This window comes from Pseudomonas sp. WOUb67 (assembly GCF_050058005.1).
In the GTDB taxonomy this organism is placed as follows: Bacteria; Pseudomonadota; Gammaproteobacteria; order Pseudomonadales; family Pseudomonadaceae; genus Aquipseudomonas; species Aquipseudomonas putida_R.
In genome coordinates this window covers 1,992,880-2,018,349 of the sequence record NZ_CP170112.1, presented here as the reverse complement: position 1 = coordinate 2,018,349, position 25,470 = coordinate 1,992,880, and the positions used below count along the sequence as shown (strand labels likewise).

The 25,470-nt window shown below is 62.0% G+C and carries 27 protein-coding genes; 17 read left to right on the top strand and 10 right to left on the bottom strand.

What is annotated here, in order from left to right; all coding sequences use genetic code 11:
- Window positions 1–6 precede the first annotated feature (6 nt).
- Window positions 7–234 (bottom strand): hypothetical protein, encoded by a 228-nt coding sequence (locus ABOC32_RS09065; protein ID WP_016498226.1) that lies wholly within the window; start codon window positions 232–234, stop codon window positions 7–9.
- A 94-nt stretch (window positions 235–328) separates the two neighbouring features.
- Complete coding sequence (gene dcd / locus ABOC32_RS09060; RefSeq protein WP_003258001.1) at window positions 329–895, bottom strand: dCTP deaminase; 567 nt, start codon at window positions 893–895, stop codon at window positions 329–331.
- A 328-nt stretch (window positions 896–1,223) separates the two neighbouring features.
- On the opposite strand from dcd, the gene ABOC32_RS09055 reads away from it, so the two are divergent.
- Entirely contained in the window at window positions 1,224–1,433 is a 210-nt protein-coding gene (locus tag ABOC32_RS09055) for a cold-shock protein (RefSeq protein ID WP_012273869.1), read from the top strand.
- A 187-nt stretch (window positions 1,434–1,620) separates the two neighbouring features.
- On the opposite strand, the gene apbC is transcribed toward ABOC32_RS09055, so the two are convergent.
- Entirely contained in the window at window positions 1,621–2,715 is a 1,095-nt protein-coding gene (apbC, locus tag ABOC32_RS09050) for an iron-sulfur cluster carrier protein ApbC (RefSeq protein WP_234229619.1), read from the bottom strand.
- Between the two features lie 158 nt (window positions 2,716–2,873).
- Here apbC and metG point away from each other — a divergent pair, with 158 nt between their 5' ends.
- The 7 genes from metG (at window position 2,874) to ABOC32_RS09015 (ending at window position 8,561) form a co-directional block, all read left to right on the top strand.
- Entirely contained in the window at window positions 2,874–4,913 is a 2,040-nt protein-coding gene (gene metG, locus ABOC32_RS09045) for a methionine--tRNA ligase (RefSeq protein ID WP_426810795.1), read from the top strand.
- A gap of 88 nt (window positions 4,914–5,001) precedes the next feature.
- Window positions 5,002–5,550: an Rnf-Nqr domain containing protein gene (locus ABOC32_RS09040; RefSeq protein ID WP_426810794.1), complete on the top strand. Its 549-nt coding sequence runs from the start codon at window positions 5,002–5,004 to the stop codon at window positions 5,548–5,550.
- On the top strand, window positions 5,547–6,521 hold the full coding sequence (locus ABOC32_RS09035; protein WP_426810793.1) for an RnfABCDGE type electron transport complex subunit D: 975 nt from the start codon (window positions 5,547–5,549) through the stop codon (window positions 6,519–6,521). Before ABOC32_RS09040 ends, ABOC32_RS09035 begins: the two co-directional genes overlap by 4 nt.
- Entirely contained in the window at window positions 6,518–7,120 is a 603-nt protein-coding gene (locus ABOC32_RS09030; protein ID WP_426810792.1) for an RnfABCDGE type electron transport complex subunit G, read from the top strand. Before ABOC32_RS09035 ends, ABOC32_RS09030 begins: the two co-directional genes overlap by 4 nt.
- Window positions 7,113–7,637 carry an NADH:quinone oxidoreductase gene (locus tag ABOC32_RS09025; protein ID WP_426810791.1) on the top strand — a complete coding sequence of 175 codons (525 nt, stop codon included), beginning with the start codon at window positions 7,113–7,115 and terminating at the stop codon, window positions 7,635–7,637. Before ABOC32_RS09030 ends, ABOC32_RS09025 begins: the two co-directional genes overlap by 8 nt.
- A gap of 4 nt (window positions 7,638–7,641) precedes the next feature.
- Entirely contained in the window at window positions 7,642–8,280 is a 639-nt protein-coding gene (gene nth / locus ABOC32_RS09020) for an endonuclease III (protein ID WP_426810790.1), read from the top strand.
- A gap of 104 nt (window positions 8,281–8,384) precedes the next feature.
- The gene (locus ABOC32_RS09015) at window positions 8,385–8,561 is read left to right on the top strand and encodes a PA3496 family putative envelope integrity protein (protein ID WP_043197588.1); all 177 of its coding nucleotides are present in this window, start codon (window positions 8,385–8,387) and stop codon (window positions 8,559–8,561) included.
- A 55-nt stretch (window positions 8,562–8,616) separates the two neighbouring features.
- Here the strand turns inward: ABOC32_RS09015 and ABOC32_RS09010 are convergent, their stop codons facing one another.
- On the bottom strand, window positions 8,617–9,240 hold the full coding sequence (locus tag ABOC32_RS09010; protein WP_016488774.1) for a response regulator transcription factor: 624 nt from the start codon (window positions 9,238–9,240) through the stop codon (window positions 8,617–8,619).
- A 371-nt stretch (window positions 9,241–9,611) separates the two neighbouring features.
- Here ABOC32_RS09010 and ABOC32_RS09005 point away from each other — a divergent pair, with 371 nt between their 5' ends.
- Entirely contained in the window at window positions 9,612–10,094 is a 483-nt protein-coding gene (locus ABOC32_RS09005; RefSeq protein ID WP_426810789.1) for a hypothetical protein, read from the top strand.
- A 71-nt stretch (window positions 10,095–10,165) separates the two neighbouring features.
- Here ABOC32_RS09005 and ABOC32_RS09000 read toward each other — a convergent pair whose 3' ends face one another.
- Window positions 10,166–11,383: an argininosuccinate synthase gene (locus tag ABOC32_RS09000; protein WP_426810788.1), complete on the bottom strand. Its 1,218-nt coding sequence runs from the start codon at window positions 11,381–11,383 to the stop codon at window positions 10,166–10,168.
- Between the two features lie 418 nt (window positions 11,384–11,801).
- Window positions 11,802–12,767: a flagellar protein MotY gene (locus ABOC32_RS08995; protein WP_426810787.1), complete on the bottom strand. Its 966-nt coding sequence runs from the start codon at window positions 12,765–12,767 to the stop codon at window positions 11,802–11,804.
- A 130-nt stretch (window positions 12,768–12,897) separates the two neighbouring features.
- Between ABOC32_RS08995 and pyrC the strand changes: the two genes are divergently transcribed.
- Complete coding sequence (gene pyrC / locus ABOC32_RS08990; protein WP_426810786.1) at window positions 12,898–13,944, top strand: dihydroorotase; 1,047 nt, start codon at window positions 12,898–12,900, stop codon at window positions 13,942–13,944.
- Window positions 13,945–13,967: 23 nt separating this feature from the next.
- Complete coding sequence (gene rnt / locus ABOC32_RS08985) at window positions 13,968–14,615, top strand: ribonuclease T (RefSeq protein ID WP_426811583.1); 648 nt, start codon at window positions 13,968–13,970, stop codon at window positions 14,613–14,615.
- Window positions 14,616–14,792: 177 nt separating this feature from the next.
- On the opposite strand, the gene ABOC32_RS08980 is transcribed toward rnt, so the two are convergent.
- Complete coding sequence (locus ABOC32_RS08980; protein ID WP_043197598.1) at window positions 14,793–15,395, bottom strand: peroxiredoxin; 603 nt, start codon at window positions 15,393–15,395, stop codon at window positions 14,793–14,795.
- A gap of 224 nt (window positions 15,396–15,619) precedes the next feature.
- Between ABOC32_RS08980 and ABOC32_RS08975 the strand changes: the two genes are divergently transcribed.
- A complete protein-coding gene (locus ABOC32_RS08975) occupies window positions 15,620–15,838 on the top strand; it encodes a bacterioferritin-associated ferredoxin (RefSeq protein WP_016488781.1) in 219 nt (72 codons plus the stop codon).
- Window positions 15,839–16,039: 201 nt separating this feature from the next.
- On the top strand, window positions 16,040–16,513 hold the full coding sequence (bfr, locus tag ABOC32_RS08970) for a bacterioferritin (RefSeq protein ID WP_019096555.1): 474 nt from the start codon (window positions 16,040–16,042) through the stop codon (window positions 16,511–16,513).
- 57 nt (window positions 16,514–16,570) lie between these two features.
- On the opposite strand, the gene grxD is transcribed toward bfr, so the two are convergent.
- Window positions 16,571–16,906, bottom strand: a complete 336-nt coding sequence (gene grxD, locus ABOC32_RS08965) for a Grx4 family monothiol glutaredoxin (RefSeq protein WP_016488783.1) — start codon at window positions 16,904–16,906, stop codon at window positions 16,571–16,573.
- A 91-nt stretch (window positions 16,907–16,997) separates the two neighbouring features.
- On the bottom strand, window positions 16,998–19,106 hold the full coding sequence (locus tag ABOC32_RS08960; protein WP_426810785.1) for a molybdopterin-dependent oxidoreductase: 2,109 nt from the start codon (window positions 19,104–19,106) through the stop codon (window positions 16,998–17,000).
- Window positions 19,107–19,482: 376 nt separating this feature from the next.
- Here ABOC32_RS08960 and argF point away from each other — a divergent pair, with 376 nt between their 5' ends.
- Both argF and ABOC32_RS08950 read left to right on the top strand, forming a co-directional pair.
- The gene (argF, locus tag ABOC32_RS08955; protein WP_016498209.1) at window positions 19,483–20,403 is read left to right on the top strand and encodes an ornithine carbamoyltransferase; all 921 of its coding nucleotides are present in this window, start codon (window positions 19,483–19,485) and stop codon (window positions 20,401–20,403) included.
- A complete protein-coding gene (locus ABOC32_RS08950) occupies window positions 20,400–21,509 on the top strand; it encodes an ABC transporter ATP-binding protein (RefSeq protein WP_043197605.1) in 1,110 nt (369 codons plus the stop codon). The genes argF and ABOC32_RS08950 overlap by 4 nt, the downstream gene beginning before the upstream one ends.
- Before the next feature lie 37 nt (window positions 21,510–21,546).
- Here the strand turns inward: ABOC32_RS08950 and ybaK are convergent, their stop codons facing one another.
- Entirely contained in the window at window positions 21,547–22,017 is a 471-nt protein-coding gene (ybaK, locus tag ABOC32_RS08945; protein ID WP_012273891.1) for a Cys-tRNA(Pro) deacylase, read from the bottom strand.
- Window positions 22,018–22,320: 303 nt separating this feature from the next.
- On the opposite strand from ybaK, the gene ABOC32_RS08940 reads away from it, so the two are divergent.
- Both ABOC32_RS08940 and glpK read left to right on the top strand, forming a co-directional pair.
- Window positions 22,321–23,172, top strand: a complete 852-nt coding sequence (locus tag ABOC32_RS08940; protein ID WP_156859545.1) for an MIP/aquaporin family protein — start codon at window positions 22,321–22,323, stop codon at window positions 23,170–23,172.
- A gap of 51 nt (window positions 23,173–23,223) precedes the next feature.
- Window positions 23,224–24,723, top strand: a complete 1,500-nt coding sequence (gene glpK, locus ABOC32_RS08935; RefSeq protein ID WP_426810784.1) for a glycerol kinase GlpK — start codon at window positions 23,224–23,226, stop codon at window positions 24,721–24,723.
- Window positions 24,724–25,470 lie beyond the last annotated feature (747 nt).

Below are 25,470 nucleotides of genomic sequence, written 5' to 3'. Positions count from 1 at the left end.
CAGCGCTCAGGCTACAGGTGCGGGAGGCGGCTCGTCCGGCAGCGTCGGCTCACCCGGCTCCATGGGTTGCGTTTCACCCGGTTCCGGTGGCTGTGGCGTATCGGGGTCAGGCTGGTGGGGCACGCCCCCCGCCTGCATCGGCAGCGGGTGCGCCAGCAGTGACCAGGGCAACAACCCGATGTGGTTGGGCTGCAGGCCTGCCAGCTTGGCACTGATTGCGGGATGGAGTTTCATTGGCGGCTCCTGACGAAGGCCGATGCACATCGTGCGCACCGGCATTACTGCGTTGGAGTGCCAAAGGCACGGGGAATTCCCCGCGCTTGTCGGCTCAGGTACGTGGCAGGGTAACGCCGCGCTGGCCCTGGTATTTGCCGCCACGGTCCTTGTAGGACACTTCGCATTCTTCGTCAGACTGCAGGAACAGCATCTGTGCCACGCCTTCGTTGGCGTAAATCTTCGCCGGCAGCGTGGTGGTGTTGGAGAACTCCAGCGTCACATGGCCTTCCCACTCGGGCTCGAGCGGGGTGACGTTGACGATGATGCCGCAACGGGCGTAGGTGCTCTTGCCCAGGCAGATGGTCAGCACGTCACGCGGAATGCGGAAGTACTCGACGGTGCGGGCCAGGGCGAAGGAGTTCGGCGGGATGATGCACACGTCGCTCTTGATATCGACGAAGCTGCCGGCGTCGAAGTTCTTGGGGTCGACGGTGGCCGAGTTGATGTTGGTGAAAACCTTGAATTCGTCGGCGCAGCGCACGTCGTAGCCGTAGCTGGAGACACCGAAGGAAATGACCCGGCTGTCCTGTTCGCCGCGCACCTGGCGCTCGACGAACGGTTCGATCATGCCGTGTTCCTGCGCCATGCGGCGAATCCACTTGTCCGATTTGATGCTCATGGCGGGGGTGTCCTGAAGAGTTGCGTGGTAAAAATCGTGATCCGCATCTTACCGGTCCCGGCGCCCAGGTTAAAGTTCTATGCCGCATCCCGCGCCAGGCGGAGGCTGCAGCCGCCGTCGATCCGAATTTGCCTAAAGCATCTTCAGACCATTGGCAGGTTGCGGAAAGTGGGGTAAGGTGGCGCCACTGTGCTGCACGTGACACCGAGAATCTCTAGTTTGATGCACGATCCTGATCGGCCCATCGCTGAATTTTCTGCTCTCTTTGCGCTCAGTCCCGGGCAGGGTTTTTCCTGACCGTTTTCAAATTGTCCAAGGAGACAGAAAAATGTCCAACCGTCAAAACGGTACCGTTAAGTGGTTCAACGATGAGAAAGGCTACGGCTTCATCACCCCTCAGTCGGGCGACGACCTGTTCGTGCACTTCAAAGCCATCCAAGCTGACGGCTTCAAAACCCTGAAAGAAGGCCAGGCTGTTACTTTCGTCGCTACCCGCGGCCAGAAAGGCATGCAGGCTGAAGAAGTTCAGATCGCCTAAGTCGATCTCGCTTCCTGGCTTTCAAAAAAAACCCGCCTTCTGGCGGGTTTTTTTTATGCCTGACTGAAAGACCGAGTCGCCTTCTTCGCGGGTAAACCCGCTCCCACAGGACCGCGCGGCATTTGAAGGCTGCGCTGTACCTGTGGGAGCGGGTTTACCCGCGAAGAAAGCGACTCGGTCTGCCAGGTCAGTCTTCGCTGATGGTAATGCTCGGCATCGCTGGTGCCGCTGCTTCCTGCAGCACGATCCGTGCACCCACCTGGCGGGCCAGTTCCTGATAGACCATGGCAATCTGGCTTTCCGGCTCGGCAATCGCCGTAGGCTTGCCGCTGTCGGCCTGCTCGCGGATCAGCATCGACAACGGCAGCGAGGCCAGCAGGTCGACGCCATACTGGCTCGCCAGCTTCTCACCACCGCCTTCGCCGAACAGGTGCTCGGCATGGCCACAGTTCGAACAGATATGCACGGCCATGTTCTCGACCACGCCGAGCACCGGGATGTTGACCTTGCGGAACATCTCCACGCCCTTCTTGGCATCCAGCAACGCCAGGTCCTGCGGGGTGGTGACGATCACAGAGCCGGCCACCGGCACTTTCTGCGCCAGCGTCAGCTGGATATCGCCGGTGCCCGGCGGCATGTCGATCACCAGGTAATCCAGGTCGTCCCAGGCGGTCTGGGTCACCAGCTGCAGCAGCGCACCGGAGACCATCGGACCACGCCAGACCATCGGCGTATTGTCGTCGGTGAGAAACGCCATGGACATGACCTCCACACCATGGGCCTTGATCGGCACAAACCACTTCTGCTCACGGATCTGTGGGCGGGTACCTTCAGCGATCCCGAACATCACGCCCTGGCTTGGGCCGTAGATATCGGCATCGAGAATACCCACCCGCGCGCCTTCGCGGGCCAGGGCCAAGGCCAGGTTGGCCGCAGTGGTCGACTTGCCCACCCCACCCTTGCCCGAAGCCACGGCGATGATGTTCTTGACGTTGGCCATGGCCGGCACCTGGGCCTGGGCCTTGTGCGCGGCCACCTGGCAATCGATCGACACCTGGGCGCTGCTGACGCCCTCGAGGTTGCCGATGGCGGTCTGCAGCACCTGGGCCCAGCCGTTCTTGAACAGCCCGGCGGCATAGCCCAACTGCAACTGCACGCTGACCTGCCCGCCCTGGATATCGATGGCGCGCACGCAACCGGCGCTGACCGGGTCCTGGTTCAGGTAGGGGTCGGTGTACTGGCGAAGCACGCCTTCGACGGCGGCACGGGTGACGGCACTCATGGAGACTCCCATTGGCAAACTTAATGTAAAACAGGCGCCTATCCTAACCCGTCAATCGTCAGCAGATGCGCATGCGGGGTGAAATATCTTCGCCAGCCCTTTATAGTGGCCGATCACCCTCATTTTTACCCCGTAGCCAGATAAGTAGCCGAGCCACCATGTCCGAGCCACGTCAGATTCTCGTCACCAGCGCCCTGCCCTATGCCAATGGATCAATCCATCTAGGCCATATGCTCGAGTACATCCAGACAGACATGTGGGTCCGCTTCCAGAAAATGCGCGGCAACCAGTGCATCTACGTCTGCGCCGACGACGCCCACGGCTCGGCCATCATGCTGCGTGCCGAAAAAGAAGGCATCACCCCGGAACAGCTGATCGCCAACGTCCAGGCCGAGCACAGCGGCGACTTCGCCGACTTCCTGGTGGAGTTCGACAACTTCCACTCCACCCACAGCGAAGAAAACCGCGAACTGTCGAGCATGATCTACACGCGCCTGCGTGAAGCCGGGCACATCGCCACCCGTTCGGTGACCCAGTACTTCGACCCGGAAAAGGGCATGTTCCTGGCCGACCGCTTCATCAAGGGCACCTGCCCCAAATGCGCGGCCGAAGACCAGTACGGCGACAACTGTGAAAAATGCGGCGCCACCTACGCGCCCACCGAGCTGAAGAACCCCAAGTCGGCGATTTCCGGTGCCACCCCGGTACTGCGTGATTCGCAGCACTTCTTCTTCAAGCTGCCCGACTTCCAGGCCATGCTGCAGCAGTGGACACGCAGCGGCACCCTGCAGGACGCAGTGGCCAACAAGCTGGCCGAATGGCTGGATTCCGGCCTGCAGGAATGGGATATCTCCCGCGACGCGCCATACTTCGGCTTCGAGATCCCGGGCGAACCGGGCAAGTACTTCTACGTGTGGCTGGACGCGCCAATCGGCTACATGGCCAGCTTCAAGAACCTCTGCGCACGCCGCCCGGAGCTGGACTTCGACGCCTTCTGGAAGGAAGACTCCAAGGCCGAGCTGTACCACTTCATCGGCAAGGACATCGTCAACTTCCACGCCCTGTTCTGGCCCGCCATGCTCGAAGGCGCAGGCTTGCGCAAGCCGACCGCGGTCAACGTGCACGGCTACCTGACCGTCAACGGCGCCAAGATGTCCAAGTCGCGCGGCACCTTCATCAAGGCCCGCACCTACCTTGACCACCTGCAGCCGGAATACCTGCGTTACTACTACGCGGCCAAGCTGGGCCGTGGCGTCGACGACCTGGACCTGAACCTGGAAGACTTCGTGCAGAAGGTCAACTCCGACCTGGTGGGCAAGGTGGTCAACATCGCCAGCCGCTGCGCCGGGTTCATCCACAAAGGCAATGAGGGCGTGATGGTGGCCGGCGATGCCGCACCGGAGCTGACCGAGGCCTTCCTGGCCGCTGCCCCGTCGATCGCCGAAGCCTACGAAGGCCGCGACTTCGGCCGTGCCATGCGCGAGATCATGGCGCTGGCCGACCGCGCCAACGCCTGGATCGCCGACAAGGCACCGTGGTCGCTGGCCAAGCAGGAAGGCAAGCAGGATGAAGTGCAGGCCATCTGCGCCCAGGGCATCAACCTGTTCCGTCAGCTGGTGATCTTCCTCAAGCCCGTGCTGCCTGTGCTGGCCGCCGACGCCGAGGCCTTCCTCAACGTTGCCCCACTGGCTTGGCACGACCACTCGTCGCGCCTGGAAAACCACCAGCTGAACCCGTTCAAGGCACTGATGAGCCGCATCGAACCGGCCAAGGTCGAAGCCATGGTCGCAGCAAGCAAGGAAGACCTGCTGGCCGCCGAAGCCAAGGCCCCGGCCGGCAACGGCGAGCTGACCAAGGACCCGCTGTCGGCAGAAATCGAATTCGACACCTTTGCGGCCGTTGACCTGCGCGTGGCACTGATCGTCAAGGCCGAAGCCGTAGCGGGCGCCGACAAGCTGCTGCAACTGACCCTGGATATCGGTGACGAGCGCCGCAACGTGTTCTCCGGCATCAAGTCGGCTTACCCTGACCCGTCCAAGCTGGAAGGCCGCCTGACCATGATGGTTGCCAACCTCAAGCCACGGAAGATGCGCTTTGGCGTGTCTGAGGGCATGGTCATGGCCGCCGGCCCTGGCGGTGAAGAAATCTACCTGCTGAGCCCGGACAGCGGCGCCAAGCCAGGCCAACGCATCAAGTAACGCCCCTGCCCCGGCCCTCGTGCCGGGGCAGTTCCTTCTGCGCCTTGCTTGCCGGACAATCACCCTGATTACCGGCTATCGTCATCTCATGAGCGACTACATCCTGGTCCTGATCAGCGCCGCGCTGGTCAACCACCTGTGCCTGCCACAACCGTCAGCCCCCAGGCTGCACCTGCATGTGCACGGCCTGGCCTGCGCGCTGTGCATTGCGCTGGGCATGATCGGTGCCCAGTTGCTGATGCGAGGGGTGCTTGCCCCGTTGCACATCCACGACCTTGCCCTGTTCGTGCTATTGCCCTGGCTGGCATTGCTCGCCAGGGGCGTGCCATGGCTGCTAACCAAATGGCGCCCCGCCTGGCCCGTAACGGGGTTGCCAGCCCTGCTCTTGAGCAATGCCGTAGCGCTGGGGCTGGCGCTGCAGCAGGCCAGCGACGACAGCACGTGGCCAGCCACGATGCTGCAAGCCTTGCTGGCCGGTGTAGGCTTCTGGCTGGCGCTGGTCTTGTTCGCCGACCTGCGCCAGCGCAGTGCCCATGCCGATATCCCCGGCGTGCTGCGCGGCCTGCCCATCGAATTGATCGGTGTCGGGGTAATGGCCATGGCGTTTTCCGGTTTCAATGGACTGTTTGCACAATGAACACCAGCCCCGACCCGCGACTACGCACCAGCATGGGCCTGGTCTTGCTGGCCTGCATACCTGGCCTGCTGACACTGCTGTGGCTGCACGGCTGGGGTTTGCTGGTGAACCTGTTGCTCTGCGCCTGTGCCGCCACGCTGTGCGAAACCCTGCTGCTGACGATGCGCGGGCAACCGCCGACGCCGGCGCTGAGCGATGGCAGCGCACTGGTCACCGCCGTCCTGCTGGCATGCGCCCTGCCCACCCTGGCCCCCTGGTGGTTGCCTGTGGTCGCCACCAGCGTTGCCATCGGCATCGGCAAGCAGGCCTTTGGCGGTGTCGGGCGCAACCTGTTCAACCCGGCCATGGTCGGTTATGCCTTCGTATTGCTGAGCTTCCCGTTACAGATGAACCATTGGCCAGGGCCTGCACCAGGCTTGCTGGACAGCCTGCAGCAGGTTTTCGCGGGTGGCGAGCACATCGATGCATGGGCCCGGCCTACGCTGCTCGACGGCCTGCGCCACAATCGCAGCCTCACCCTTGACGAGCTGTTCGCCAGCCACCCGGGGTTCGGCAGCATTGGCGGCAAGGGCAGCGAATGGGTCAACCTGGCGTTCCTGCTCGGCGGCCTGTTCCTGTTGCAGCGCAAGGTGATCAGCTGGCATGCCCCTGCGGGCTTGCTGGCAGGGCTATTCGTGTTCAGCCTGTTGGGCTGGAATGGTTCGGGGTCGGATTCCAACGGCTCACCCTTGCTGCACCTGTTCTCCGGGTCCACCATGCTGGCGGCGTTCTTCATTGCCACCGAGCCCGTCTCCGGCCCCAAGAATGAGTGGGCCAGGCTGTGCTTCGGCCTGGGAGCAGGGCTGCTGATCTACCTGATTCGCACCTGGGGCAGCTACCCGGATGGCACGGCCTTCGCCATCTTGCTGATGAACCTCATGGCACCGAGCCTTGAGCGCCTGGCCCTGCAGCGTCAGCAGGCCACCCGATGAATCGCCTGGCGCGTGACGCAGGCCTGCTGCTGCTGACCGCGGCACTGGCTGTGTCTGCCACGCTGACATGGCGACATTGGACCAGTACCGCCATCGCCAGCGCCGAGAAGCAACTGCAAAGCCGCCAGCGACTGGCGGTGCTGCCTGAAGGCAGTTACGACAACCAGCCACTGGACACCCCCCTGCCAAGGCCCGCCTCCCAGCGGCCAAACAGCCGTATCCTGGCAGCGTACCGGGCCACGCGGGCAGGCGAGCCCACCGCAGTCATCCTGATCAGCCAGGCCCAAGGCTACGCCGGGCCGATCGTGCTGAGCATCGCCATCGCCGCAGACGGCCGACTGATCGGCAGCCAAGTGGTCGAGCAACAGGAAAGCCCGGGGTTGGGCGCACGCCTGGGAGACCCACAATTGCACTGGCTGGGGCAGTTTGCCAACCGTCAGCTGGGCGACCACTGGGCGCTGAAACGGGACCAGGGCGACTTTGACCAACTGGCCGGCGCAACCGTGACCTCACGGGCCGTGATCACGGCATTGCAGGAGGCCCTGATCTATTTCGACGAGCAGCGCAGCATGCTGCTGGAGGGCACCGCGCATGAATAGCTACTACTGGCTGGCCGCAAGCCTGGTGCCCATGCTCGGGGCCACCGGAACACTGCGCGAGGGCGCCGCCATTGGCGTGTGCGCGATCGTCATGGGCAGCCTGCACCAATTGTTGCTGACACCTTTGCGCCAGCGGCTGACCAGTTGGGCGTACGTGCTGGCAAGCCTGCTGCTGTTGGCCGCCCTGGCAAGCTGCCTGCAGCTGGCGTTGCGTGCGTGGCTGCTGCCACTGGCCATTGCCCTGGGCCACTATCCCGCGCTGCTGTGCCTGCCATGCCTGGCCTACGACCAACTGTTGCCTGACCAGCGCCGCTGGCGCCTGCTCGCCAGGCACCTTGGCGCTGTGCTTGCCATCTGCCTGCTGCTCGGCGCCAGCCGCCAAGGGTTGGCCGAACTGACCGGCCTGCACCTGGCCAGCCTGGCCCCCGGCGCGCTGCTACTGCTAGGACTGGTGCTGGCCTTGTACAATCGCCTGCGTCCGGGCCCCGCCCACCCACGTCGTCAAGGAAAGCTCTGATTTCATGAATGCCGCCAAACGCCTGGAGATCTTCCGCAGGCTGCACGAAGACAACCCCGACCCGAAGACCGAACTGGCCTACAGCACCCCGTTCGAACTGCTGGTCGCCGTGACGTTGTCCGCGCAATCCACCGACGTCGGCGTCAACAAGGCCACCGCCCGCCTGTTCCCCGTCGCCAACACCCCAGAGGCCATCCATGCCCTGGGGGTTGAAGGCCTGAGCGAATACATCAAGACCATCGGGCTTTACAACAGCAAGGCCAAAAACGTCATCGAAGCCTGCCGGATGCTGATAGAGCAGCACGGCAGCCAGGTGCCGCAAACTCGCGAAGCGCTGGAGGCACTGCCCGGCGTGGGCCGCAAGACCGCCAACGTGGTGCTTAACACTGCATTCCGCCAACCGACCATGGCGGTGGATACCCATATCTTCCGGGTCAGCAACCGCACGGGCATTGCGCCAGGCAAGACGGTGCTGGAGGTGGAGAAGAAACTGGTCAAGTTCGTGCCCAAGGATTACCTGCTCGACGCCCATCACTGGTTGATCCTGCATGGGCGCTATGTGTGCCAGGCACGCAAGCCAAGGTGTGGCAGCTGCCGGATCGAAGACTTGTGCGAATACAAGCACAAGACCAGCGACGATTGAGCCGATAGCTCAAAACCACTCTCGGCGATTGAAAAAATCTTTTTTACCAGCGTCTGCTTTCTGGTTATAAGGACGGCCAATGGCCCCTTGGCTTGGAGCGACTCATGAGCACCGATAAAGACGACCTGTCGATCGAAGATGATTTTGTTGCCACAGAGGATGAAGCGGAACCCCAGGTCGAAACCGCAAAGACCAACCTGAGCAAACGCCGTACCATCGACAACATGCTGGAAGAACGCCGCCTGCAAAAGCAGTTGGCCGATTTCGACTACGACCTGTAGCGCAGCTCTGGAGCCCTGGCAAAGCCTCCTGACGGGAGGCTTTGCGGCCTGGCAGTCAGTTAAGACCTTGCCGCTGCGCCAGTTCGATCAGGTCAACCAGCGACCGCGCATTGAGCTTGAGCAATAGCCGGGACTTGTAGGTACTGACCGTCTTGTTGCTGAGGAACATGCTGTCGGCAATTTCCTTGTTCGAGCGCCCCCGCGCCAGCTGCTGCAACACGGTCATCTCGCGCGCCGAAAGACGGTTGACCATATCCGTCTCGCTCCCCCCTCCCCGGCCACGCGATGCATGCAGGGCCTGGTTGGGGAAGTAGCTGTACCCTGACAACACGGCCTTGATGGCACTCAGCAATTCCGTGAGCTCCTGCTGCTTGCACACGTAACCCGATGCCCCCGCCTGCATGCAGCGCATCGAGAAGTTGCCGGGCGCCTGCGACGTCAGTACCAGGACTTTGCTGCCCGGGCTGAACGTTGCCATGCGCGCGATCACTTCCAGGCCATCCAGCCTGGGGATGCCAATATCGAGTACCACGATATCCGGCAGGTGTTGCCGTGTGAGTTGCAGTGCAGCCACCCCGTTGTCGGTTTCCGCCACCACGTCATACCCATGCCGCTCCATCAGCATGCGCACGGCCAGGCGTATGACCGGATGATCATCCACGATAAGCACTTTATTCATGCGATATCCATTGATTCATTGTTTTTGCTTTGGCACGCCACGATAACCGACAGGGCGCCCGATGGCGCGGCGAATTCCCAGCGAAACTGATGAGCAGATGAAACTTACAGCACTTACAGAAATTTCCTACAAATAACTACTCCAGTTGTAACAACTAAATTCTTTATTACCAAACTTACGGTACCACCCGCCCGTAGTTTCGCACCAGTTGAAAAACTGACGCCCACTTGAAGAAAGATCCAATTCAAACAAGGTGAAAAATCACGGCGACCAGGGTGTCTGGCGATTACTCCTCACCCGGAAATCCGTCCAGCCTTTAGTTGATCCCAACAGTCAGGTATAGATGGGCAAAACCGCTGGAGACGGCCCAAATGACCCAAGCACAACCTGTCGGCCCGCTGACGATCATTGCCATCTTCGCGGGGATTATCGAAGCCTCCGCCCTCGCCACATTGCCGTTTCTCAGCGAGGCCAGCCAAAGACTCTACACCTGGTTTCTGGTAGGTTTCCCGTTCTTTCTCACAGCACTCTTCTTCCTGACGCTCAATTTCAACTACAAGTCGTTCTACAGCCCATCGCCCGGCATAACCGCGGATGACAACACGCCGAGCCCGAACAACCTGGCCACTCCTGCCATGGCCAACGATCCCCACGAAGCGGCCAAAGGCGAACCCGTCACGTTCATGTTTTCCGGCCCCGACGCCAACCGCATGATGGAGCAGCAACTGCTGTCTGCACTTGCCCACCCCCCCGTACCCGCGCGCACCTGGCGCTTTTGCAATCTGGATAGGCGTCAATGTGCGCAACTTTCGATCAGCGCACTTGAGGGCAACATGGTGAACGACGAGCGCTGAACCCACGGACTTTTCTGCACCCATAAAAAAACCCCGGCCTGAGCCGGGGTTTTCAGGACACCTGCCAGCAATCAGAGCAGCGAGCGGCCCTTGTTGGCAGCAATGCGCATGCGCAGTGCGTTCAGCTTGATGAAGCCGGCAGCGTCCGCCTGGTTGTAGGCGCCGCCATCTTCCTCGAAGGTCGCGATGTTGGCATCGAACAGCGAGTCGTCCGACTGGCGGCCGACAACGGTGACGTTGCCCTTGTACAGCTTCAGGCGTACCACGCCGTTCACGTTGACCTGCGAAGCGTCGATCATCTGTTGCAGCATCAGGCGCTCCGGGCTCCACCAGTAGCCGGTATAGATCAGGCTGGCGTACTTCGGCATCAGCTCATCTTTCAGGTGAGCGACTTCGCGGTCCAGGGTGATCGACTCGATGGCACGGTGGGCCTTGAGCATGATGGTGCCGCCCGGGGTCTCGTAGCAGCCACGCGACTTCATGCCTACGTAACGGTTCTCGACGATGTCCAGACGGCCGATGCCGTTGGCACCACCGATACGGTTCAGGTCAGCCAGGACGGTAGCCGGGGTCTTGTCGACGCCGTCGATGGCAACGATGTCGCCGTTGCGGTAGGTCAGCTCGATGTAGGTCGCCTGGTCCGGGGCGTTCTCAGGCGAGACGCTCCATTTCCACATGTCCTCTTCGTGCTCGGTCCAGGTATCTTCCAGGACACCGCCTTCGTAGGAAATGTGCAGCAGGTTGGCATCCATCGAGTACGGCGATTTCTTCTTGCCGTGACGCTCGATCGGGATACCGTGCTTTTCGGCGTAGTCCATCAGTTTTTCGCGGGACAGCAGGTCCCACTCACGCCACGGGGCGATGACCTTGACGCCTGGTTTGAGGGCGTAGGCACCCAGCTCGAAACGCACCTGGTCGTTGCCTTTGCCGGTGGCGCCATGGGAAATGGCGTCAGCGCCGGTTTCGTTGGCGATTTCGATCAGGCGCTTGGCGATCAGCGGGCGGGCGATGGAAGTACCCAGCAGGTACTCGCCTTCGTAGACGGTGTTGGCGCGGAACATCGGGAACACGAAATCACGCACGAATTCTTCGCGCAGGTCGTCGATGTAGATCTCTTTAACACCCATTGCCTGGGCCTTGGCACGGGCCGGTTCGACCTCTTCGCCCTGACCCAGGTCAGCGGTGAAGGTCACCACTTCGCAGTTGTAGGTATCCTGCAGCCACTTGAGAATCACCGAAGTATCAAGGCCGCCGGAATACGCCAGTACGACCTTTTTTACGTCCGCCATGCCATCACTCCACGGGGTTGTACGGAAAGGGATCGATTCTAACGGCCTTGCGGATAAATTTACAGTGGGGCGACAGCTTCTGACGACAAAGCGACAGGAACTGTCGGAAGGGCGACGGGTGCATGCCTCAACATCTCTAGCGCCTATGAGATCGAGCGCCGCCCGCGCGGCGCTTCGCAGCACAAGGCTGCTCCTACATCTGTTTCGGGCCAGTGACGCCTGCACCAGCGCGCGCGAACGCCTTGTATGTTGGACACGTTATTGAGGTGAGCACCTAGGGGCCGCGCGCCTAGGGCTCAGGAATAATTGGCCGGAAACAGATGTAGGAGCAGCCTTGTGCTGCGAAGCGCCGCGCGGGCGGCGCTCGATTTCACAGGCGCTGAAAATGTTGTGGCAAACACCTGGAACAACACCGATCTCAGGGCGCCTTCGCCCCCGGCGCGGCAGCAGCCGGGCTGGCGGGGGCTGGGGCTGGGGCCGGAGCAGCAGGCGCCGCTGGCTCAACCGGTTTCTCCACGGGTTTCACCACCACCGTAATCTGGTCCAGCTCGATATTCACCCGCCGATTACGCGCCCGGTTGGCAGCACTGTTGTTCTTCACCAACGGGTACTGCTCACCATGGAAGCGCACGATGATCTGGTCTTCCGCCACCCCATGGGCCTTGAAGTAGTCAGCCACCGCCAGCGCGCGACGACGCGACAGGTCACGATTGGTCAGGCGGTTGCCACTGTTGTCGGAGTGGCCGTCGAGTTCGATATGGTTCACCGTCGGGTCGGCTTTCATGTAATCCAGGATCACATCCAGCCGTGCACGCGCCGACGCGTCCAGATCGGTGCCGCCCCCCGGGAAGCCCACCTGCGTCTGGCGCACCTGATCGAAATTCATCGGCAGCAGCTTGCCGGCACAGGCCAGGTAGTCGCTGTAGGCCTTGGCGAAGCTGACCGGCAGCACGCGCACTTCCATCGCCCTGCCGGCCTCACCGCCGTAATTGCGCACCACGGTGCTGCGCCCGTCGAGCAGGCCGTTTATCAGGCGGCTGGCCTGGCCCTGGGAGGAGCTGAACAGCACACCGGTGCGGGCCATGCGCACGCTGCCCAGGTTGATATCACCCCGCCCAGGCTGCCACGGCGCCGCAGCCGCCAGCAGGCTGGCTGTCCCTGCACCCAGCACGTTGCTGTCCGAGCGCAGCTGGAACACCGGTTGTTCACCTGCCCGGCGCACGAACTCGCCGCTGCCAAAACCTTCTATCGGCTGGATCAGACGGCACTCGAACTGGTCACCCTCGACCTTCCAGGCAATGTTCTCCATGCGCGTCTGGAAAGTCAGTGCGCCGGCCGGCAGGCTGGCGAACAGGGTCAACAGGGTTAGGTAACGCTGGCGCACGGGCGGCTCCACAAATTCTGACGGCTTACCTGCAGGCTATCGGACGCCGGCCGGAAAACTTGATAGCCGTGCTCGCCCCAGGGTTTTCCGGTAGCATTGGGGCTTGAGTTCGACCCGCCTGGAATCCCCAATGTCCGATCGCCTGACCCTCCTGCGCCCCGACGACTGGCACATCCATCTGCGCGATGGTGCCGTCCTGCCCCACACCGTTGGCGACGTGGCGCGCACTTTTGCCCGTGCCATCATCATGCCCAACCTGGTTCCTCCGGTGCGTAATGCCGACGAGGCCGGCGCCTACCGTGAGCGCATCCTTGCCGCCCGCCCTGCCGGCAGCCGCTTCGAGCCGCTGATGGTGCTGTACCTCACCGACCGCACCAGCCCCGAAGACATTCGCGCGGCCAAGGCCAGCGGCATCGTGTACGCCGCAAAACTGTACCCGGCCGGCGCCACCACCAACTCCGATTCGGGCGTGACCAGCATCGACAAGATCTTCCCGGCCATCGAGGCGCTGGCGGACGTCGGCATGCCACTGCTGGTGCACGGCGAAGTGACCCGTAGCGAGATCGACGTGTTCGACCGCGAGAAGCGCTTCATCGACGAGCACATGCGTCGTCTGGTCGAGCGTTTCCCCACGCTGAAAGTGGTGTTCGAGCACATCACCACCAGCGATGCCGCGCAGTTCGTCACCGAGGCTTCGGCCAACGTCGGCGCGACCATCACCGCGCAGCACCTGCTGTACAACCGCAACCACATGCTGGTCGGCGGCATTCGCCCGCACTTCTACTGCCTGCCGATCCTCAAGCGCAACACCCACCAGGTGGCGCTGCTGGACGCGGCCACCAGCGGTAACCCGAAGTTCTTCCTGGGCACCGACTCGGCGCCGCACGCCCGTCACGCCAAGGAAAACGCCTGCGGGTGCGCCGGTTGCTACACCGCCTATGCGGCCATCGAGATGTACGCCGAAGCGTTCGAGCAGCGCAACGCGCTGGACAAGCTGGAAGGCTTTGCCAGCCTGCACGGCCCGGCCTTCTATGGCCTGCCGGCGAACACCGACACCATTACCCTGGTGCGTGAAGAATGGACCGCCCCGGACAGCCTGCCGTTTGGCGAGCAGACCGTAATCCCGCTGCGCGCCGGTGAAAAACTGCGCTGGCGCCTGCTGGAGGAAAACGCGTGAGCGAAGAACTCTACGAAGACGACATGGACACCCAGGGCAGCAGCGGTTCGCGCCACCCGATGGCCGAGCGCTTCCGCGGCTACCTGCCGGTAGTGGTGGATGTGGAGACAGGTGGTTTCAACAGCGCCACCGATGCCCTGCTGGAAATTGCCGCCGTCACTATCGGCATGGACGAGAAGGGCTTCCTGTTCCCCGAGCACACCTACTTCCACCGGGTAGAGCCGTTCGAGGGCGCCAATATCGAAGCCGCCGCGCTGGAGTTCACCGGCATCAAGCTGGACCACCCGCTGCGCATGGCCGTCAGCGAGGAAAGCGCACTGACCGACATCTTCCGCGGCATTCGCAAGGCGCTCAAGGCCAATGGCTGCAAGCGGGCGATCCTGGTCGGCCACAACAGCAGCTTCGACCTGGGCTTCCTCAATGCGGCGGTGGCGCGCAACGACCTGAAGCGCAACCCGTTCCACCCGTTCTCGAGCTTTGACACCGCGACCCTCGCAGGCCTGGCGTATGGCCAGACCGTACTGGCGCGTGCCTGCCAGAGTGCAGACATCGACTTCGACGGGCGTGAGGCGCACTCGGCGCGTTATGACACCGAGAAGACGGCCGAGCTGTTCTGCGGCATCGTCAACCGCTGGAAAGAGATGGGCGGCTGGCGCGACTTCAACGATTAATCTGCAAAAGTATTCGCGGGTAAACCCGCTCCCACAGGTATCGCACAAGGCTAAGGCTTGTGGGTTTCCTGTGGGAGCGGGTTCACCCGCGAAGAGGCCTGAGCAGGCGCTGCAAGCCTTGAAGTCCGGACACAAAAAAACCGGCCATGAAGGCCGGTTTTTTTATGCGAGCGGCAATTACAGCTTGCCGGCGTTCTCGCTCAGGTAGGCAGCAACGCCTTCTGGCGAAGCGTTCATGCCTTTGTCGCCTTTTTTCCAGTTGGCAGGGCAGACTTCGCCGTGCTCTTCGTGGAACTGCAGGGCGTCAACCAGGCGCAGCAGCTCGTCCATGTTGCGGCCCAGTGGCAGGTCGTTGACGATCTGCGAACGGACAACACCGTTGGTGTCGATCAGGAAGGCGCCACGGAAGGCCACGCCGCCTTCGGACTCGACGTCGTAGGCTTTGCAGATTTCGTGGGTGATGTCGGCAGCCAGGGTGTACTTGACCTGACCGATGCCACCGTTGTTCACCGGGGTGTTACGCCAGGCGTTGTGGGTGAAGTGCGAGTCGATCGACACGCCGATCACTTCGACGTTGCGCGACTGGAAGTCCGGGATGCGGTTGTCCAGGGCGATCAGCTCGGACGGGCAGACGAAGGTGAAGTCCAGCGGGTAGAAGAACACCAGGCCGTACTTGCCCTTGATGGCCGAAGCCAGGTTGAAGCTGTCGACGATCTCGCCATTGCCCAGTACGGCAGGAACGGTGAAATCGGGGGCTTTCTTACCAACGAGTACGCTCATTGTAATCTCCTGATGAGGGTGAAAAACCGTTTGCCGGGCCAGACGGGCTTGCCCGACATCCAACAAAGGCCGACCATCATACACGGCTTCTGATGACAGGCCGAATCCATCAGGCAGGCAACCACCGGTCGCTCAAGCACAGCCTTTTCAGAAAGCACTTTGACAAGCATTCTCATTAACATTAAGCTCCAATCCATCGACTCAACCCGCGATGGTCAGCCCTTATGTATGTGTGTCTTTGTGTCGGCGTCACCGACGGACAGATCCGCGATGCGATCTATGAAGGATGCTGCAGTTACAAGGAAGTGCGAGCCGCGACCAATGTCGCAAGCCAGTGTGGCAAATGCGCCTGCCTGGCCAAGGAAGTGGTCCGTGAGACCCTGACCGAGCTTCAGGTCAGCCAGGCCGCCCTACCCTATCCCGTGGAATTTACCGCGGCCTGAAAACCCAGAATTCAAAGAACCGGACCCTGTGTCCGGTTTTTTTATGCCTTAAATTCAATAAGTTAGCGTTCCAACGCGGTTCACAAACATTCTTATTCCTATTAATTTTCACTTATTATTCAACAACTTAGGTTTGACACTCCTAAGTATCGGGCTCAAACTTCACTGTATTGGCACACTTCTACAGGGCAGGAACCCGAAATGAAAGGCGACGTAAGCGTCATCCAGCATCTCAACAAGATCCTCGGAAACGAGCTGGTCGCGATCAACCAGTACTTCCTGCACGCACGCATGTACGAAGATTGGGGCCTGAACAAGCTCGGCAAGCACGAGTACAAGGAATCCATCGATGAGATGAAGCACGCTGACAAACTGATCAAGCGTATTCTGTTCCTCGAAGGCATCCCGAACGTTCAGGACCTGGGCAAGCTGATGATCGGCGAGCACACCAAGGAAATGCTCGAGTGCGACCTGAAGCTCGAAAAGAAAGGCCTGGTGGACCTGAAGGCAGCCATCGCCCATTGCGAAACCGCTGGCGACTTCGGCTCGCGTGACATGCTCGAAGACATCCTTGAATCCGAGGAAGAGCACATCGACTGGCTGGAAACCCAACTGGGGCTGATCGACAAGATCACTATCGAAAACTACCTGCAGTCGCAGATGGGCGAAGAATAAATCTTCACCCCATAAAAAAACCCGCGATCAGCGGGTTTTTTTATGCTCGCCGGAAGCTCAGGCTTCGGAAGCCTTGGCTTTGGCAGCAGCGTCCTTGATCAGGGTCTGCAGCTCGCCGTTCTGGAACATTTCCAGCATGATGTCGCTACCGCCAACCAGCTCACCGGCTACCCACAGCTGCGGGAAGGTCGGCCAGTTGGCATATTTTGGCAGGTTGGCACGGATTTCCGGGTTCTGCAGGATGTCGACGTAGGCGAACTTCTCGCCACAACCCATCACTGCTTGCGATGCCTTGGCCGAGAACCCGCATTGCGGGGCGTTCGGCGAGCCTTTCATGTAAAGCAGAATGGTGTTGTTGGCAATCTGCTCTTTGATCGTTTCGATGATATCCATGTAGCACCTCGGCTTAACTTTGCGACGCTGTTGTCGGCACGGTGGCGCATTGTAACGGAAAGCCGAGCAGCGTGCTCGGCCTTGCTGTTCCTTACGCGGCCTCCACCTGCACGGGTACGCCATTGAGCGCGGCGTTGCCAGAAACCTGGTCGCGCAAGCGCTCGTCGGTCAGGTCATTGGCGCTCACGCCGGGCTGCGTCTGGGCGATCTGCATGTGCACGCCCTGACGACCATGACCGAAGCCATGGGGCAGGCTGACCACACCGGGCATCATGTCCTCACAGGCCTGCACTTCGACTTCGAGATTACCCGTGCGCGAGCGGATACGCACTCGCTGGCCGTCCTGCAACTGCCGCTGCTGCAGGTCTTGCGGGTGCATCAGCAGCTGATGGCGTGGCTTGCCTTTCACCAGGCGGTGGAAATTGTGCATCCATGAGTTGTTGCTGCGCACATGGCGGCGGCCGATCAGCAGCAGTTCCCCCGGCACAGGCGGTGCCAGCTGCGCCAGGCGTTGAAGGTCGTCCAGCAACATCTGGGGTGCCGCTTCGACAGCCTTGCTGGTAGTCGCCAGACGCGCAGCGAGGTTGCTGCGTAAAGGCCCGAGATCAAGGCCGTGTGGATGGTCGTCCAGCGTTGCCAGTGAAAGCCGCCAAGGCGTTGCTTCGCCGTAGCGCCCCTTGCGCAAGGCCAGGTCGATCATCTGCGCAGGTGCCCAGGTCGGTTTCAATTCAAGCTCGGCACGCCTGGCAAACGCCTGGGCCAGGCCGACGAAGATTTCCCAGTCGTGCAGCGCCCCGTCCGGCTTGGCCAGGATCGCCCGGTTGAAACGGGTGACGTTGCGCACGGCCAGCAAGTTGAAAGTGCTGTCGTAGTGGTCGTTTTCCAGCGCTGTGGTGGAAGGCAGGATCAGGTCGGCATGCCGGGTGGTTTCATTGATGTAGAGGTCAATGCTGAGCATGAACTCCAGGCCTTCCAGGGCCGCATCCAGCTGGCGACCGTTTGGCGTGGACAGCACCGGGTTGCCGGCCACTGTCACCAAGGCGCGCACCTGCCCTTCACCCGGCGTCAGCACCTCTTCGGCCAGCGCCGACACGGGCAGCTCGCCACCGTACTCGGGCAAGCCCGACACCCGGCTCTGCCAGGCGTTGAAATGACCGCCCGAGGTGGTGGCGACCAGGTCGACGGCAGGCTCGGTGCACAACGCCCCGCCTTCTCGGTCAAGGTTGCCGGTCACCAGGTTGATCAGTTGCACCAGCCAGTGGCAGAGGGTGCCGAAGGCCTGGGTGGAAACGCCCATGCGGCCATAGCACACGGCCTTGCCTGCTGCGGCGAAGTCCCGTGCCAGTTGGCGGATATCCGTTGCGGCGATACCGCAGTGCGTGCTCATGGCTTCGGCGCTGAGCGGGGCAAGCGCTTCGCGCACCTGCGCCAGGCCGTTGATTGGCAAGTGCGAGCCCTTCGCCAGGCCCTCCTCGAACAGGGTGTTGAGCAAGCCGCACAACAAGGCCGCATCCCCACCCGGGCGGATGAACAAATGGGTATCGGACATGGCCGCCGTTTCGCTGCGCCGAGGGTCCACTACCACCAGGCGCCCGCCCCTGCCACGCAGAGCCTTCAGGCGCTTTTCCACATCCGGCACGGTCATGATGCTGCCGTTGGAGGCCAGCGGGTTGCCGCCAAGAATCAGCATGAAGTCGGTCTGGTCGATGTCAGGAATCGGCAGCAGCAGGCCATGGCCATACATCAGGTGGCTGACCAGATGCTGCGGCAACTGGTCCACCGAGGTGGCCGAGAAACGGTTGCGTGTCTTGAGCAGGCCGAGGAAGTAGTTGCTGTGGGTCATCAAACCGTAGTTGTGCACGCTCGGGTTGCCCTGGTACACCGCCACCGCATTGCGCCCATGAGCCTGCTGGACCGCCCACAGCTTTTCGGCGGCCAGCTCAAAGGCCTCGTCCCAGCCGATGGCCTGCCAACGCTCACCCACCCGCTTGTGGGGCTGGCGCAGGCGGTCAGGGTCGTTCTGGATGTCCTGCAGGGCCACGGCCTTGGGGCAGACGTGGCCACGGCTGAACGGGTCCTGGGCGTCGCCCTTGATCGAGCTGATCAGCGCCCGCCCGTCGTCTTCATGGCTGACTTCGATGTTCAGCCCGCAGATGGCTTCGCACAGGTGACAGGCACGGTGATGCAGGGTCTTGGTCATGGCCGCCTCTGCCTTGTTGTTGTCGAACAGTGACTATGCGCCCGGCCCCTGCCCCCCGGCCAGCGCCCTTCGCCGCGTGAATCCACCGACATCAGGCACACGATTTGCGACAGCCATTTGCCAAATTGCCAGCAAGCCCTGTACAACCTCGTGTAGCAAATAAAAAACAGCACAGGCCGATGGGTGAAGACACCCTTTGCAACACCCTTTGCAATCAGGCCGCTGATTCCCCCTTGGCTTCAGGCGACATTTACTTATAGTATTGCGCCTTTCCCTATTTTCGTCCGCCCCGTGCGGCTTACGCCGCAGGTCACTCCCGTTGTCAAAAAAAACCATACGGTCGACCTGCATACCGTTGCAGATAAGGTAGTCAATCATGAGCGCTAGGCACTTTCTCTCCCTGCTGGACTTCACCACCGACGAATTGCTCGGGGTGATCCGCCGCGGTATCGAGCTGAAGGACCTGCGCAAACGAGGCGTGCTGTTCGAGCCCCTGAAGAACCGCGTGCTGGGCATGATCTTCGAGAAATCCTCCACCCGTACCCGCGTGTCTTTCGAGGCCGGCATGATCCAGCTGGGTGGCCAGGCCATCTTCCTGTCGCCGCGCGACACCCAGCTGGGCCGTGGCGAGCCGATCGGTGACAGCGCCATCGTGCTGTCGAGCATGGTCGATGTGGTGATGATTCGGACCCACGCCCACAGCACCCTCACCGAGTTCGCCGCCAAATCGCGCGTGCCGGTGATCAACGGCCTGTCCGACGAGTCGCACCCCTGCCAACTGCTGGCCGACATGCAGACCTTCCTCGAGCACCGCGGCTCGATCCAGGGCAAGACAGTGACCTGGATCGGCGACGGCTTCAACATGTGCAACTCCTATATCGAGGCCGCCAGGCAGTTCGATTTCCAGTTGCGCATCGCCTGCCCCGAAGGCTACGAGCCGGATCAGCGCTTCATGGCGCTGGGCGGTGACCGCGTGCAGATCATCCGTGATGCCAAGGAAGCCGTGCGCGATGCACACCTTGTGGTCACCGATGTCTGGACTTCCATGGGTCAGGAGGAGGAAACTGCACGGCGCCTGGCGCATTTCGCGCCTTACCAGGTCACCCGCGAACTGCTCGACCTGGCGGCACCCGATGTCCTCTTCATGCACTGCCTGCCCGCCCACCGTGGCGAGGAAATCAGCCAGGACCTGCTCGACGACCCACGTTCGGTCGCCTGGGACGAGGCTGAAAACCGCCTGCATGCACAGAAGGCGCTTCTCGAATTCCTTGTAGAACCGGCTTACCACCACGCATGAGTCAACCCCTACTGCTCAACCTGCGCAACCTCGCCTGCGGCTATGGCGACCAGCGCATCGTCCAGAACCTCAACCTGCACCTGAACGCAGGCGACATCGGTTGCCTGCTGGGTTCATCCGGTTGCGGGAAAACCACCACGCTGCGCGCCATTGCCGGTTTCGAACCGGTGCACGAAGGCGAGATCCAGCTGGCCGGAGAGGTCATTTCCCGCGCAGGCTTCACCCTGGCCCCGGAAAAGCGCCGCATCGGCATGGTGTTCCAGGACTACGCGCTGTTCCCGCACCTGACCGTGGCGCAGAACATTGCCTTTGGCATCGCCAAGCACCCACGCCAGGCCGCCGTCATCGAAGAGATGCTCGAACTGGTCAAGCTGGGCGGCCTGGGCGGGCGTTACCCGCATGAGCTGTCTGGCGGCCAGCAGCAACGGGTCGCCCTGGCCCGTGCGCTGGCGCCTGAGCCGCAGTTGCTGCTGCTCGACGAGCCGTTCTCCAACCTTGACGTAGAGTTGCGCCGGCGCCTGAGCCATGAGGTTCGCGATATCCTCAAGAGCCGTGGCACCAGCGCCATCCTGGTTACCCATGACCAGGAAGAAGCCTTTGCCGTCAGCGATCAGGTGGGTGTGTTCAAGGAGGGGCGGCTGGAGCAGTGGGACACGCCCTACAACCTTTACCACGAACCGCAGACGCCGTTTGTGGCCAGCTTCATTGGCCAGGGGTACTTCATCCGTGGGCAGATGAGCAGCCACGAGGCCGTCAATACCGAGCTGGGTGAACTGCGCGGCAACCGTGCCTACATCATGGCACCGGGCAGTTCAGTGGACGTGCTGCTGCGGCCCGACGATATCGTGCATGCACCGGGCAGCGCATTGCAGGCAAACGTCGTCGGCAAGAGTTTCCTGGGGGCATCGACCCTGTACCGCCTGCAACTGCCGACTGGCAGCCAGCTGGAAGCGATCTTCCCGAGCCATAACGACCATCAGGTCGGCGAGAGCGTGGGGATCGCGGTAAAGGCCGATCACCTGGTGCTGTTCCCGGTACCGGGCAGTGTGGCGGCGCAGTTGCCGCGGCAGGAGAATGGCGTTCGTCGGTACAGTTCGGCGACCTGATTCAACATTTTGGGGCCGCTTTGCGGCCCCAAATATCTCAGCCCCGACCGATCCCGGCAAACTTGCCCTGGGTATGCTCGGCCAGCACCGCCGCCGCCAACTCCACTTCCAACCCACGCCGTCCAGCGCTGACATGGATGGTTGCAAAGTTCTGCGCTGATTCGTCAATGAACGTACGCAGGCGCTTTTTCTGCCCCAACGGGCTGATCCCACCTACCAGATAACCTGTGGCCCGCTGCGCCGCGGCAGGGTCTGCCATCTCGCATTTCTTTACCCCGGCAGCATGGGCCAGGGCCTTGAGGTCCAGAGTGCCCACCACGGGCACCACCGCCACCAGCAACTCCCCTTTCTCGCTGCTCGCCAGCAAGGTCTTGAACACCTGCTGCGGGTCGAGCCCCAGCTTTTCCGCCGCCTCCAGACCGTATGACGCCGACTTGGGGTCATGCTCATAACTGTGCACACGGTGCTCGGCGCGATGCTTCTTCAACAGGTCTAGGGCGGGGGTCATGCAAGGGCTCCGGTCTGGGACGGCTCGGCGGCTACTTTAGGACAATTCCCACAGCGCAGCCAGCGCACCGCAATCGCGCACCTCTAGTACGGGGATCCGCAGCCGATTTTAGCGACCATTTCGTGACTGGTCGTTCACTTTCGACCTTTGACATCAGCGTTTCTTGTCTATATTTTTTCGCTTCTGAACAAATGGCGCACTTTTAAGGTGCGTTTCCTGTATTTGCCCGGGGTCAATGGGGATCGACACCGGGCTTTGCTGTCGAGCGCCACGCGCCTCACAACAAAAAAAACGAGGTCATACATGACGACTGCTCTACGCCAACCCACGCTGTCCAGCCAATGCCTGGCCGAGTTTCTCGGCACTGCCCTGCTCATTTTCTTCGGTACCGGCTGCGTTGCCGCGCTCAAGGTCGCCGGCGCCAGCTTCGGTCTGTGGGAAATCAGTATCATCTGGGGCGTCGGCGTGAGCATGGCGATCTACCTCACCGCCGGCATTTCCGGCGCGCACCTGAACCCGGCAGTGAGCATCGCCCTCACCCTGTTCGCCGGTTTCGACAAGCGCAAGCTGCCCTTCTACATGCTGGCCCAGGTATGCGGCGCATTCTGTGGCGCGGCGCTGGTCTACACCCTGTACAGCAACCTGTTCTTCGATTTCGAACAGGCCCACGCCATGTTGCGCGGTAGCGAAGCCAGCCTGGAGCTGGCCTCGGTGTTCTCCACCTACCCACACCCCTTGCTGTCCACCGGCCAGGCGTTCCTGGTTGAAGTCGTCATCACGGCTATCCTGATGGCCGTGATCATGGCCCTGACCGACGACAACAACGGCCTGCCACGCGGCGCCATGGCCCCGCTGCTGATCGGCCTGCTGATCGCCGTGATCGGCAGCGCCATGGGCCCGCTGACCGGCTTTGCCATGAACCCTGCCCGCGATTTCGGGCCAAAACTCATGACATTCCTGGCCGGTTGGGGCGAAATCGCCTTCACTGGCGGACGGGACATACCGTATTTCCTGGTTCCGGTGTTTGCACCGATCCTTGGCGCTTGCCTGGGTGCCGCGACCTATCGCGGCCTGATTGCCCGCAACCTGCCAATGGCCGCTGCCGCGAACCCTGAGACAAATGACAATCGCCAGGGCGATACTCAAGCCAATTGATGCCGGCTATATGCCCAGCCCTGACCTCCTATTCTCGCAAGGCCTACGACCATGACAGACACCCAGGACAAGCACTACATCATCGCCCTGGACCAGGGCACCACCAGTTCGCGTGCCATCATTTTCGACCGCGACGCCAATGTGGTGGGCACCTCCCAGCGCGAGTTCGCCCAGCACTATCCGCAGGCGGGCTGGGTCGAGCACGACCCGATGGAAATCTTCGCCACGCAGAGCGCGACCATGGTCGAGGCCTTGGCCCAGGCAGGCATCAGCCATGCCCAGGTAGCCGCAATCGGTATCACCAACCAACGCGAAACCACCGTGGTGTGGGACAAGGAAACCGGCCGCCCGGTTTACAACGCCATCGTCTGGCAGTGCCGCCGCAGCACCGAGATCTGCGCCCAACTCAAGCGCGACGGCCATGAAGACTACATTCGCGACACCACCGGGCTGGTCACCGACCCGTACTTCTCCGGCACCAAGCTGAAGTGGATCCTCGACAACGTCGAGGGCGCCCGCGAAGGCGCCGAGCGTGGCGAACTGTTGTTCGGCACCATCGATACCTGGCTGATCTGGAAGTTCTCGGGCGGCAAGGTGCACGTCACCGACTACACCAACGCCTCGCGCACGCTGATGTTCAACATCCATAGCCTGGAGTGGGACGACAAGCTGCTGGAAATCCTCGGCATCCCGCGGCAGATGCTGCCCGAGGTTCGTTCTTCTTCAGAAGTGTACGGCCAGACCAAGAGCGGCATTGCGATTGCTGGCATCGCGGGTGACCAACAGTCGGCACTGTTCGGCCAGATGTGCGTGGAGCCCGGCCAGGCCAAGAACACCTACGGCACCGGCTGCTTCCTGCTGATGAACACCGGCGAGCACGCGGTAAAGTCGTCCCACGGCCTGCTCACCACCATCGCCTGTGGCCCGCGTGGCGAGGTGGCCTATGCGTTGGAAGGCGCGGTGTTCAACGGTGGCTCCACCGTGCAGTGGCTACGTGACGAGCTGAAGATCGTCAACGACGCCCTGGATACCGAGTACTTCGCCAGCAAGGTCAAGGACAGCAACGGCGTCTATCTGGTGCCGGCCTTCACCGGCCTGGGTGCCCCGTACTGGGACCCGTATGCCCGTGGCGCGCTGTTCGGCCTGACCCGTGGGGTAAAGGTGGACCACATCATCCGCGCCGCGCTGGAGTCGATCGCCTACCAGACCCGCGACGTGCTCGATGCCATGCAGCAGGACTGCGGCCAACGCCTGTCCGAGCTGCGTGTGGACGGTGGCGCAGTGGCCAACAACTTCCTCATGCAGTTCCAGGCCGACATCCTCGGCACGTGCGTGGAGCGCCCGCAAATGCGCGAAACCACGGCCCTGGGCGCCGCCTACCTGGCCGGCCTGGCCTGCGGTTTCTGGAGCGGCCTGGACGAGTTGCGCGACAAGGCGATCATCGAGCGCGAGTTCAGCCCGCAGCTGGATGAAACGCAAAAAGAGAAGCTGTATGCCGGCTGGAAGAAAGCCGTCGAACGTACCCGTGACTGGGAAGATCACGAGGCGTAAAGCCTTCTAAGTTTTGGGGCGCAGTTCAAATCACTGTGGGAGCGGGCATGCCCGCGAACACCGGCGAAGCTGGTGCCACCCACCGCGCTGGGCTCTTCGCGGGCACGCCCGCTCCCACCGGGACCGCGAAGGCTTCAGACTTATGCAGTACCTGTAGGAGCGGCTTCAGCCGCGAACACCGGCGAGCCGGCGCCATCCACCGCGCAGGATTCTTCGCGGGTGAACTCGCTCCCACAGGGACCACGCAGACTTCAGGCTTATGCAGTACCTGTGGGAGCAACTGTCTTGATCAAAATCTAAAAGATTGCGCGATCACTGTGGGAGCGGGCGTGCCCGCGAACACCGGCGAAGCCGGTGCCATCCACCGCGCTGGATTCTTCGCGGGTGAACCCGCTCCCACAGGGACCGCGCAGGCTTCAGGCTCATACAGTACCTGTGGGAGCGGCTTTAGCCGCGAACACCGGCGAAGCCGGTGCCATCCACCGCGCTGGGTTCTTCGCGGGCACGCCCGCTCCCACAGGGACCGCGAAGGCTTCAGGCTTATGCAGTACCTGTGAGAGCGGCTTCAGCCGCGAACACCGGCGAAGCCGGTGCCATCCACCGCGCTGGGTTCTTCGGCGGGCATGCCCGCTCCCACAAGGACTGCGCAGGCCTCAGGCTCATGCAGTACCTGTAGGAGCGGCTTCAGCCGCGAACACCGGCGAAGCCGGTGCCATCCTCCGAGCTGGATGTTTCGCGGGTGAACCC